The organism is Pedobacter sp. UBA4863 (assembly GCF_002399615.1).
In the GTDB taxonomy this organism is placed as follows: domain Bacteria; phylum Bacteroidota; class Bacteroidia; order Sphingobacteriales; family Sphingobacteriaceae; genus Pedobacter.
Window position 1 is genome coordinate 69,493 of sequence record NZ_DHDZ01000035.1, and the last position, 12,239, is coordinate 81,731.

Genomic DNA, 12,239 nt, shown 5'->3' on the forward strand with positions numbered 1-12,239 from the left:
CTATTTATTGTTTTATGGATAATGCACTACGAATATAAATAACATATTTTACAAATAACGTTTGGCGAGGATGCCAAACGTTGCCCTAGCGCAGAGAACAATCTCTTCGCCTTCCCTTATCTAAATCTCTAGCACATTAAAATATTTTTCCTGATATTGTGACTTTTGACTAAATTAGTATTTACGGTAAATGGTCGTAAAAATCATTTGATGTAAAGGCAATATCTGCTCTTTATAACTCCACCTTAAGTCCACCTCAACTCTACCTTAAGTCCACGTTTAATGTACTGTTACCCTGTTATACCTAGCCCACACCATGTGTATTACTGTACTAAAACGCCCAATTTAGCGAAGATGTAATGCCTATAAATGGCAACAGCGTGGCAAACAGCACTAAATTATCATTACAAGATAAAAGCCTAGCTTGTGTTAAACCATTCTTTTGCACACAGCTTATGCCTAAATACAAATTAGCTTCTAACCTTACCTACTTTAACATATATTCTTTTACTTTGTAACCAATGAAGAAAGTAGCACTTACCGTTTTAATCATTTGCTTAACTCATTTATCCTTTGCACAAATTGGATTTATTAAGCGAATTTTCTCTAACGAAAAAGACACTACGCGTAAAGCGAGTTTTATGCCAATTCCAGTATTTGGCTATGCACAAGAAACTGGCTTCGAATTTGGCTTGGGCAGTATTTACTCCTTTTATGTAGATAAGGCTGATACGACCAATAGAAGTTCTAATTTTTTTGGGGCTGCTTCTTATTCTACCAAAAAAACCTACAACGTTACCTTACGTGGCGATTCATGGACCAAACACAATAAACTGCATTTTATTGGCGAAATAAAATTTAAAAATATGCCGTTTAACTTTTACGGCATTGGCAACAACACCTCGCACGTTGATGAAGATAAATTGGTACAACGCATGATTAAAGTTCAGTTTGATGCAGAAAAAGCGTTCGTTAAAAACATTTACAGTGGGGTTTCGCTAGGTTTTGAGCACTATAAATTTAAAGACCAAAAAATTGGCGGTATTTACAGTACCGCAAATAACATTACCGATAAAGACGGAGGAGCTGTTTTTTTTATTGGCCTATCTCAAAGTTACGACACCCGCAACTCTAACAACTATCCTACCAAAGGCTTTTTTGGGCGGGTGAGCTACCAATATGCCCCTGCATTATTTGAGGGCGATAATTTTGTAGGCAGTCAAATTAAAGTGAATATTCGTAATTTTTGGTTGTTAGCGCCAAAAGTTGTTTTGGGCGTTCAGGGATTGTACCATACGGTGCAGAGCAGCCATACTTCTTTTTATTTACTGCCCCAAATGGGTAACGACGAGATGATGCGAGGCTATTATGGTGGCCGTTATAGAGATGAGAATTTTTTAGCGGCGCAAGCAGAAATCAGGTACCGGTTTATGGAACGATTGGGCATGGTTGTTTTTGGCGGCGGCGGAAAAGTTTTTGCGAATGAGGAAACGCCATTACTTAAAAATTTAAAACCCAATTATGGTATTGGTGGCCGCTATTTCTTCGACCCGGCAAAAGGTTTAAGCATACGCCTAGATTATGGCGTGGGTGAAAAACGACTAAATGAAAAGCGTCAAAATGGTTTTTATATCAGTTTTGCCGAAGCTTTTTAATCATAAGCCCTAATTACAAAACTTTATGCTGAGTTAAAATGTTGTTTAACCGTACGCTCCTTTTTTAATTAAAAGTTGGAATTATGGAACATCAACATCAAACTGTTAGTCACAGCAGTAGCCTACACCTCCACGAAATGCTTATTGAAAAATTGCTAAAATGTATGCAAGCATGTGAGCAATGCGCCACAGCTTGTTTACAAGAAACTGAGGTAACGCCTATGGCTAAATGTATAGCCCTAGACAGAGATTGCGCAGATATTTGTGCACTTACTGCCCGTCTGTTAATGCGCAATAGCGAAGTAGCGCACAACATGTTAATGCTCTGCGAAACAATATGCAGACACTGTGCCGAAGAGTGCGGCAGTCATGAGCATGAGCATTGTACGCTTTGTGCAGCGGCATGTAACGCTTGTGGCGAAGCTTGCAACGAACACCTACAACTGGCAACTGTTTAAAGCTTACAAGATATCGTTATTTGGCTAAAGCGATTGGCTATTATTTTTTCATTGGACGTAAAGTTTTGGTGTAATTCATATTTTTTTAGAACTTAGCCCACAGCTTATCCAATCGTTATGAAAAAAATACTAGTTGTATTATTACTGCCGTTACAATTATTCGCACAAAATCTCAACCAAAAAGAGATTTTAGCGCTAGAAAAACAAGCCCAACAAATAGAGATTATTAGAGATAAATGGGGCATTGCCCATGTTTATGGCAAAACCGATGCCGATGCTGTATTTGGAATGCTTTATGCACAGTGTGAAGATGATTTTAAGCGTATTGAACTTAATTACATTGAAAAACTAGGAAGGCTAGCCGAAATTCAAGGCGAAAAAAGTTTATACAATGATTTACAGCTAAGGCTATTAATTGATAGCACACAAGCCATTAACGACTATAAAAAGGCCGAACCTTGGTTTAAGAAAATATTGAATGCTTATGCTGATGGCATTAACTATTACTTGTATAAAAATCCACAGGTTAAACCTGCCTTGCTTACCAAATTTAAACCTTGGTATCCATTTTTATGGACCGATGGCAGCATTGGCGCTATTAGCACAGGTAATTTAACCATTGCAGAACTGAAGAAATTCTACACCAACGACCATTCTCCAACAAGCGCAATACCTTTAATTAGGGATCAACATAGCGGCTCAAACGGCTTTGCTTTTGCACCAAAAATTACTAAAACTGGAAACGCCATTTTGTACCTTAATCCGCATACTACATTTTACTTTAGACCAGAGATACACATGCAAAGCGAGGAAGGTTTAAACACCTACGGAGCGGTAACTTGGGGACAATTTTTCATCTATCAAGGTTTTAATGAGTTTTGTGGCTGGATGCACACCTCTAACAATGTGGACGTAGCTGATATGTATGCCGAGAAAATCAATAAAAAGGGCAACAAAACTTATTACGAATATGACAAAAAATTATATCCCATTGGGAAGAAAAACATTGAAATTAAATACCTAGAAAATGGTTTATTGAAAACTAAAAATTTTGAAACCTATTTTACAAATAACGCCCCTATTATGGCTGCTAGAGATGGCAAGTGGATTAGTTTAAAACATAAAAACCAGAACCCACAAAGTTTGGTTCAGAGTTGGGTACGCACCAAGGCCAAAAGTTTCGATGATTATAAAAAAGCGATGGACATTACGGCTAATGCTTCTAACAACACCGTATATGCCGATGCAAAGGGCAACATTGCTTATTGGCACGGTAATTTTATCCCAAAAAGAGACGCTAAATATAACTGGGGCGAAGTAGTAGATGGCAGCACCTCGGCTACGGCATGGCAAGGCCTGCATCCGGTGAGCGAAAGCATCCATATCTATAACCCAACAAATGGTTGGCTACAAAACTGCAACTCTACTCCCTTTACTGCTGCTGGTGCCAACAGCCCTAAACAAGAAAATTATCCGCCTTATATGGCGCCAGATGGCGAAAATTTTAGAGGTGTAAACGCCGTTAGGCTATTAAATGAACCTAAAAAATACGATATAAATGATGTAATTGCTTTAGGTTACGACACCTACTTGCCAGCTTTTGAGGTGCTGATCCCTGCTTTGCTGAAAGCGTACGATCAATTGCCTGCGAATGATGCTTTACGTCTTTCGCTGAAAGACCCTATTGCTGAACTGAAGCAATGGGATTACCATACTTCTACGAGTTCTGTTGCGGCTACGTTAGCACAAGAATGGGCACCACGTGTTAACCGAGGCATCCAAAATGTTTATATAGAGCAAGGACAAAAAGACCAAGTTGCCAAAACCATAGCCTTTGCCCAAACTACCAAGCCAGAAGAATTGCTAAACCCATTAAAAACCACCATAAACGACCTTAACAAAAGATTCGGCAAATGGCAAATGCCTTGGGGCGAAGTAAACCGTTTTCAACGCACTACTGGCGAAATTCAAGAAGTCTATAATGATAGCGCTCCTAGTTTTCCGGTTGCTTTTGGCTCGGCCTTGTGGGGGCAATTGCCATCGTACCGCAGCAACCAATTTAACACCAACAAACGCTATGGCTACAGTGGCAATAGCTTTGTTTGTGCGGTAGAGTTTGGCGAAAAGGTGAAAGCAAAATCGATACTGGCAGGCGGCAACAGTGGCAACCCAAATTCGAGACATTTTAATGACCAAGCCGAGATGTTTGCCAAAGGCGAATTTAAAGATGTGCTGTTTTATAAGGAAGACGTATTGAAGAATATGGAGAAGAAGTATAGGCCTGGGGAGTTGTAAAGCCTGGAAGAACTTGCAAAGTTATGGCGGGTGAGGACACCCGCCAGTAGATAAAACTGAAAATCAATAAAATATTTTTAACCAAGCAACCCAGCCACGGCACTGATCGTTAATGCGACGATACAGGTATTGAAAACAAAAGCAATTAAAGAGTGTGCTAATGTAAGCCTTCGCATTTCTTTAGAGGTGATATTAATGTCGGAAACTTGGAAAGTCATGCCTATTACCAGGGAGTGATAAGCAAAATCGATAAAGTTTGGTTCTTCATCATTAGGGAACTGCAATCCTTTTTTAATTTCTCCGTTTTTTACATCATAATATAAATGTGCATAACGCGAAGTGTAAATGGTATGCAATAATAGCCAGCTTAAAAACATGCCCAGCATGCTTAAGGTTACCTCTAGCCAATTGGTAGCATATTTAGTTTTGGCCAGTAAAACAAAAACTGCTAACAAACCGCCAAAAGCAGATAACAATACTATTAAGAACATGATAGGACGGCCACCATCTTCAATTGCGGCATGCTGTTTTGTTTGATTTACAGAAGCGTTTATAAAGGTAAGCCAACTGATACCCATTTGTACCGCACAGAAAATAACCCATGCGAACATTAACTGCACTATTAACCCCAAAACAACATACTTAGCACACCAAAAACCTAAAACCGCTGCAATAAAACTAATAGACAAATGTGTTAATGCCTTTAATTGGTGTAGCTTGTTTAGTGTTTTGTTAGCCATTAATATTTCAACTTAAAATGTTCTTTAGCTTGGCCTTTTTTGAAGTACACCAAACCAATCCAAAACAAATCTATGGTTACGCTTACTTGCGGATGGTTTTTGATTTCCTCCCAAGCTTGTTTCATGCCTTCGCTCCAGTAAATATCATCAAAAATAAGTAAAGTATTTTCTGTTGTCTTTGGCAAACACCAATGAAAATAATTAAGTGTTGCTTCTTTGGTATGGTTGCCATCTATATAAACAAAGTCTAACTGTTTCCTGTCTGCAATGGCTTTTGGCAGCAAGTCGTCAAAGTTACCTACTTGTAGCTCTACATTTGCTAATTGAAGCTCTTGAAAGTTTTGATAAGCCACTTCGGCAGTTTGGGGGCAGCCCTCTATGGTTAACACATTAGCATTTGGCTGCGCTTTAGCCAAATAAGCCGAAGTGATGCCCAAACAAGTGCCTAGCTCGATTATATTTGAAGGCTGGTGATTGGCCGCCAAACGATAGATAAGTTGTGCCAAACGTGGCGATTTAAGTGCATTTTTGGCAATTTGAGCAACTTTCTTCGTCCTGTTTTTATTGAGGTGCGAACCTGCACCTAAATCGGTTACTGTAACAAGGCGTTGGTCATTTAAAAGTTGTTTTCGCTGCGCTTCTATTGCTTTATAGTCGTTTTTAGCAGAAAAATTGTAAATTACCTCATCTGCCAACTTGTAAACGAATGGCGAATGTGTTCCGTGTCTGGTTTTGGCGGTGAACTGATGTTTAAGATAATCGGCAAAAAATTGTAGAACCATTTGATAAAAGTAGAAAGTTTAAAGTAGAAAGTGAAAAGCTAAGAGCAGAAAGCTGAAGATGAACAACGATTAACAAATAACGACAGAAATGAATAATGTTGGTGAAATAGACGCGTTGGTGAAATTACTGGACGACCCAGATGAAGAGGTATTTTTGCACGTACAGGAAAAATTGCTAGAATACGGCTACGATGCCATTGCGCATTTAGAAAGTGCTTGGGAGAAATCGTTAGATACTTTATTGCAAGAGCGTATAGAGAACATTGTACACACCATTCAATTTACTAACGTTAAGCAAGATTTGAATTTGTGGTATCAAAGTGGGGCTTTCGATTTGTTGCAGGGTGCACTGATCATTAATCGTTACCAGTTCCCTGATTTGGATGAGCAAGTGATAATTAACCAAATTGAAGACATTAAGCGAGAAATTTGGGTAGGCTTGCAATACGAAATGAGCTCTATAGAAAAGATTAAACTGATTAATCATGTTTTTTATAATCAGTTTGGCTTTAGTGGCAATACTAAAAATCATCACGATCCGCAAAACTCTTATTTAAACCAGGTACTGGAAAGCAAGAAAGGCAATCAGATTTCTTTAGCAATTATCTATTCTACCGTTGCCCAAAAACTGGACATCCCGGTGTATGGTGTAAATTTGCCCCAACATTTTATTTTAGGTTATATAGATGAGGGCAACTCCGACCGTGAGCATGCTGTTTTGTTCTACATTAATGCGTTTAACAAAGGTGCTATTTTCGGAAAACACGATGTAGATCAGTTTTTGCGCCAGCTTAATTTAGAGCCGCAGCCTGGTTTTTATGCCCCTTGCAACAATGCAGAAATTGCTCGCCGTATTATTAGAAATTTGATTTCGGCTTATGAGAATTTGGGTGCTACCGAAAAAGTTAACGAACTAAAACAATTACAGGACATATTGCAAGATTAAGGGATGGTTAAAATTGCAATTAAACCAGTTATCTAAACAGCAGAATTAATTAAGCTTAGCCTATAAAACATTCTGTCGTTTTTAAAATTGTTGTTCATTACACATCTTTCTTTTTAAACTCGGTTGGCGTTACGCCGTACTTAGATTTAAAAACTGTAGAAAAATAATTAGGTGATGTAAATCCGGTTTGGAAGGTTATTTCTGCAATTGAAAAATCTTTTTCGTTGGTCAGTAAAAATTTTGCCTTTTGTAAGCGTCTATTTAAAATATACTCTGCAATTGAGCAATCTAACAGCACCTTTGCCTTACGGTACAATTGTACTCTAGAGAAATTCATTGCGTTGGCAATATCTTCTACCGATAGTTTTTCGTTAGCCAAATTTGCTTCTACAATAGATGAAAGATCGTTAATAAATTTCTTATCTAACTTGCTCAACTCTTTGTTTGCCGTTACAGCAATATCGCTAGTAAACTTCTGTTTAAGCATTTCTCTATTGGCAAGCATACTTTCTATGGTTGCCAGCAATACGTCCATATTAAACGGTTTAGTCATGTAGGCATCTGCCAAGCTGGTTAAGCCAGCTAATTTTTGTTCGTCGGCAGTTCTGGCTGTTAGTAAAACTACGGGGATGTGTGAAGTTCTTAAGTCGTTCTTTAGTTGTATAGTAGTTTCTACACCGCCCTTTTCTGGCATTAGTACATCAGAAATAATTAAGTCTGGCACATTTTCTACAGCAAACTCCATTCCTTTTAATCCATTGGCTGCTCCAATAACATTATAATGTACAGCCAAGGTTTCGAGCAGGAAATTTCGCATATCTACATTATCTTCTATCACCAGGATGGTTTTATCATGTTCTATACCCTGTTGTTTAACTGGTGAGCTCTGCGCCTTTTCTATTACGCCATCGGTATAAATCTTACTAATTTCTTCGTTTATCAAATTTTTAACCTCTACTACACTTTTATCTTCTAATGCTAATACAGGCACTTCTATTTGACAAATGGCACCTTTTCCTTTTTCACTTTTTAAACTGATGGTACCTTGATGCAGATGAATAATATCTCTACAAAGCGACAGACCTAAACCAGAGCCTTGAATACCAACATTTCTGCCTTGGTAAAATGGTTCGAATGCTTGTGCTAATTCTTCTTCGCTCATCCCTACACCAGAATCTTCTATTTTAATAGACAAGATGCTATCTGCTTCATCAATAGAAACGTAAACATGTCCATATTTAGGTGTAAACTTTATGGCATTTCCAATGAGATTGAACAGTACGCGGTCGAACAATTGCAGATCGACCGTTGCTAAAATAGTACGCTTTTGCGTTAATAAGCGTAAATCGATAAACTTCTGCTTTGCCACATTGTCAAAAGCTTGAATAATTTCTTTTGCAAACGCTATAATATCTACATTTTCTAACCGCACTTGTAGCTTTTCATCGCCGATCTTTTTGAAATCGATAAGTTCATTAACCATCTTTAAAATTCTGCGTGCGCTTCGTTGCAATAACAGCAATCGTTCTTTGGCTTGCAAGGTTAAATTACGCTCTTTTAATAACTCTTCAATAGGCAGTAGCATTAAGGTAATAGGCGTGCGGAACTCATGCGAAACATTGGTAAAAAACTGTATTTTAGCTTCGGTAGCGTCTGCTGCTTTAGCGGTCATTTCGCGAAGTTGTTTTTCATTTGCGATTATTTCTGAATTTTGCTCTTCTAACTTTTTATTATTTTTCCAGTTTTCGCTTAAAGAATAAAAACTTACACCACCAAAAACTACGGCCAACACCAAGCTTACCACCAAAATATTTAATGTAAAACGCTGCCCCCTATACACTTTATGTTGTTCTTCGAGCATATTTTGTTGGCGTTCTATATTGCTTTGTTGCTGATCTAAACGTTCTTCCTGCATTTTCATGATTTGCACATTGCTAGCATCTATTACTGTTGTTTTTAAAAGATTGTCTTTTTTAAAAGGTTTTTCTTTTAAAATATCAATAGCGGTATTAATTGCTTGCTTACCGCCTGTAGGGTACAATAATGAAGCAGTTAGCACTTTAGATTCGACCAAGTCTAGGCCATTACCTTGTCCAGCCAAAGCATCAACACCTATTAGTTTTAATTTAGCATGCAAGCCATGCTTTTTTAATGCCTCGTAAACACCTAATGCCATTTGGTCATTGTGGGCAAAAACCACATCGGCAGCTGCAAAGGCTTTTATGTTATTTTCTACCTCTTGACTTGCAGTAGTTTTTAGCCAATCGCCATAAATACGATGAGTGAGCTGGATATGGTCGTATTTCTTAATGGCATCTTCGAAACCTTGTTGACGCTCAATTGCTGGTGATGAGCCCGCCAAACCTAATACTGCAACAACTTTTGTTAGATTTTTAAATTGGCTTCCGAGATAATCTGCTGTAAGCTCTCCTATTTGATAGTTATTGGCGCCAACGTAAGCGGTAAAATTTCTTGTTGCTATTTTACGGTCGATAACGATCACTGGTATTCCGCTATCCATGGCTTGTTCAACAATAGCTGTTAATGGTTTGGCTTCGTTTGGTGAGATAATGAGTAAATCTATATTTTGCTCTAGCAAACTTTTTACTTGACTGATTTGAACCTCGCTGTTACCGCCTGCATCTTCATATAAAAACGTTACATCTTCATGAAATGCCAATTCGCGTTTTATTTCTTTTAGCATCGATATGCGCCATTGGTCATCGCCTATACACTGCGAAAATCCAATTCTAAATCTCTTAGTTGGCTGAAGTTCGGTACAACCCAAAAAGCTGCACGTTAGGAGGCACAAAACAAGAATACGTGTAATTGAAGAAGTAAGCATAGTTTATTTGAATGTTTGGAAAAGCTACAAAATTATTTCTTTATCGCGAACCGCAACATTTTAGCTGACATCAGAAATGAAACAAAACCAAACCTTTGTGTTACATTTTCAAAGAAACAGCAACAAAAAATCGATAACAAAAAGTACAAGACGCTAAAAACAAGCTAGTTAACAAAACATCGTTTTATTGAACGTTTTTGATTTTTTTTCGAACAAAGAACTTTCCCTTTAGCGCTAATTTGCATTTTCTAATCATTTATAAATTTTTTATGCAAAAAAACATTGTATTCACTTGGTCGTTAGTTATAGCGCTTGGTGGGTTTTTATTTGGCTTCGATACAGCCGTAATTTCTGGAGCAGAAAAAGCAATTCAAGAATATTGGACACTTGGCGTATTTGAGCATGGCTTAACCGTATCTATAGCGCTAATTGGAACAGTAGTAGGCGCTTTAGTGGGCGCTTATCCTTCTGATAAATTTGGCAGAAAGAAAACCTTGTTTATCATTGCTGCGCTCTATTTATTTTCGGCATTAGGAACTGCTTTAGCCACCGATTGGTTTGTGTTTTTAGTATTTAGGTTTTTAGGCGGTGTAGGCGTAGGTATTTCGTCGGTTACTGCTCCAATTTATATTTCTGAAATTGCCCCTGCAAAATCACGTGGAAAACTGGTTGGATTATTCCAATTCAATATCGTTTTTGGAATTCTGATTGCCTTTTTATCCAATTACTTAATTGGCACCGATGGCGCAAACAATTGGAGATGGATGTTGGGCATTCAAGCTTTCCCTTCAATTTTATTTTATATACTCTTATTCGTAGTACCAGAAAGTCCGCGTTGGTTAATCTTAAATAAAAATAGAAATGAAGAAGCAATAGCTATTTTAAAACGTATCAGTCCAATAGACTATCAAAAAGAATACGATAGCATTGTAGCATCGAGCAAAGGGGCTAACGACACAAAAAGTGGTGATCCATTATTTCAGAAAAAATATAGTGCTCCAATTACGCTAGCCATTTTATTTGCAGTGTTTAACCAGGTATCAGGCATTAATGCTATTATCTATTACGCTCCGCGGATATTTGAGATGGCTGGGTTTGGTGCACATACCTCTTTATTATCTTCGGTTGGTATTGGCTTAGTAAACTTCACTTTCACTTTAATTGCCATTAATTTTATTGATAGAGTAGGCAGAAAGACCTTAATGTATGTTGGTACCGTAGGCTTGGTGCTGTCTCTTGGCTTAGTAGCCAATACATTTTTTCAAAATGACCTCTCTGGATTTGCCATATCTATCTATTTAATGATGTATATCGCGTTCTTCGCTTTCTCTCAAGGTGCGGTAATCTGGGTATTTATATCAGAAATTTTTCCTAATGAGGTAAGGGCAAAAGGGCAAACCTTGGGCAGCTTTACCCACTGGATTATGGCGGCTATTATTGCTTTTGTATTTCCTTATTTAGCAGAACAACTGGGCGGAGGTATTACTTTCGCATTTTTTACCGTGATGATGGCTATACAATTCATTTTCGTATGGAAAATGATGCCAGAAACCAAGGGTAAATCATTAGAGCAAATTGACGTAACTGTATTGGGCCATTAATTAATTAATACGGATGAAAAAAGTAATTTGTTTTGGGGAGATTTTATGGGACAACCTACCTAATGGTCGTTTAGCAGGGGGTGCGCCTATGAATGTAGCCTATCATCTAAGAAAGTTAGGAATTGATAGCGCTATGCTAAGCAGGGTGGGAAACGATATAGCTGGAAAAGATTTAAAAGACTTTATTGCATCTATTGGTATCCCTACCGATTTAATACAACTAGACCAACAACAACAAACCAGCGAAGTAATTGGAGAGCTGAAAGATAATAACGAAATGGTGTACACCATTACCTATCCAACAGCTTGGGATTTTATTGCATGGAGAGCCGATTACGAGTTGCTCATTAATCAAACTGATGCCTTTATATATGGTAGCTTATCTAGCAGGCACCCCATTAGTAGAACTACGCTTTTAAAGGCCTTAGAAGCTGCACCGTATAAGGTGTTTGACGTGAATTTAAGAGCCCCTTTTTACCAAAAAGAAGGCATTAAAGAACTGTTACAGCATGCAAACTTGGTTAAACTAAATGAAAATGAAATTGAGGTTTTGGGCACTTGGTTTACTTCGTTTAAAAATGATTCTGACAGGGCGAAAGCATTAAAAGAGCTTTTCGAAATTGATGAAATTATACTTACCAAAGGCGCTAATGGCAGTGCATATTATGGAAACGACTTAGAAATTAACCAAGAATCGCTTTCTGTTGAAGTGATAGATACCGTGGGCAGTGGCGATTCGTTTTTAGCTGGCTTTTTAGCCAAGAAGCTAAATGGAGAATCTGTTCTTGACGGCTTTAAATATGCCAATAAAATTGCTGCATTTATTACTACTAAACCAGGCGCTTGCCCTTCCTATCAAAAATCGGAAATAACATCCTTTAATCAAATCCTGAACGTATAAACCAAAATAAACCAAT

9 protein-coding genes are annotated in these 12,239 nt (G+C 37.8%); 6 read left to right on the top strand and 3 right to left on the bottom strand.

Annotated features, from left to right (window positions below; translation table 11 throughout):
* The first annotated feature begins 521 nt into the window (after window positions 1-521).
* The 3 genes from B3I52_RS08355 (at window position 522) to B3I52_RS08365 (ending at window position 4,408) form a co-directional block, all read left to right on the top strand.
* A complete protein-coding gene (locus tag B3I52_RS08355; RefSeq protein ID WP_293300310.1) occupies window positions 522-1,655 on the top strand; it encodes a BamA/TamA family outer membrane protein in 1,134 nt (377 codons plus the stop codon).
* An 83-nt stretch (window positions 1,656-1,738) separates the two neighbouring features.
* Window positions 1,739-2,113 carry a four-helix bundle copper-binding protein gene (locus B3I52_RS08360; protein WP_293300311.1) on the top strand — a complete coding sequence of 125 codons (375 nt, stop codon included), beginning with the start codon at window positions 1,739-1,741 and terminating at the stop codon, window positions 2,111-2,113.
* 117 nt (window positions 2,114-2,230) lie between these two features.
* Window positions 2,231-4,408 (top strand): penicillin acylase family protein, encoded by a 2,178-nt coding sequence (locus tag B3I52_RS08365; RefSeq protein ID WP_293300313.1) that lies wholly within the window; start codon window positions 2,231-2,233, stop codon window positions 4,406-4,408.
* Between the two features lie 77 nt (window positions 4,409-4,485).
* Here B3I52_RS08365 and B3I52_RS08370 read toward each other — a convergent pair whose 3' ends face one another.
* Together B3I52_RS08370 and B3I52_RS08375 are read right to left on the bottom strand one after the other, a co-directional pair.
* Window positions 4,486-5,148 carry a DUF1345 domain-containing protein gene (locus B3I52_RS08370; protein ID WP_293300314.1) on the bottom strand — a complete coding sequence of 221 codons (663 nt, stop codon included), beginning with the start codon at window positions 5,146-5,148 and terminating at the stop codon, window positions 4,486-4,488.
* Window positions 5,148-5,930: an O-methyltransferase gene (locus tag B3I52_RS08375; protein WP_293300315.1), complete on the bottom strand. Its 783-nt coding sequence runs from the start codon at window positions 5,928-5,930 to the stop codon at window positions 5,148-5,150. The genes B3I52_RS08370 and B3I52_RS08375 overlap by 1 nt, the downstream gene beginning before the upstream one ends.
* An 88-nt stretch (window positions 5,931-6,018) precedes the next feature.
* On the opposite strand from B3I52_RS08375, the gene B3I52_RS08380 reads away from it, so the two are divergent.
* Window positions 6,019-6,876: a transglutaminase-like domain-containing protein gene (locus B3I52_RS08380; protein ID WP_293300316.1), complete on the top strand. Its 858-nt coding sequence runs from the start codon at window positions 6,019-6,021 to the stop codon at window positions 6,874-6,876.
* A 97-nt stretch (window positions 6,877-6,973) separates the two neighbouring features.
* On the opposite strand, the gene B3I52_RS08385 is transcribed toward B3I52_RS08380, so the two are convergent.
* Window positions 6,974-9,721, bottom strand: a complete 2,748-nt coding sequence (locus tag B3I52_RS08385; protein WP_293300317.1) for a substrate-binding domain-containing protein — start codon at window positions 9,719-9,721, stop codon at window positions 6,974-6,976.
* A 269-nt stretch (window positions 9,722-9,990) separates the two neighbouring features.
* On the opposite strand from B3I52_RS08385, the gene B3I52_RS08390 reads away from it, so the two are divergent.
* Both B3I52_RS08390 and B3I52_RS08395 read left to right on the top strand, forming a co-directional pair.
* Window positions 9,991-11,322, top strand: coding sequence for a sugar porter family MFS transporter (locus B3I52_RS08390; RefSeq protein ID WP_293300319.1), 1,332 nt, complete (start codon window positions 9,991-9,993; stop codon window positions 11,320-11,322).
* A gap of 13 nt (window positions 11,323-11,335) precedes the next feature.
* A complete protein-coding gene (locus B3I52_RS08395; protein WP_293300321.1) occupies window positions 11,336-12,223 on the top strand; it encodes a carbohydrate kinase family protein in 888 nt (295 codons plus the stop codon).
* Window positions 12,224-12,239 lie beyond the last annotated feature (16 nt).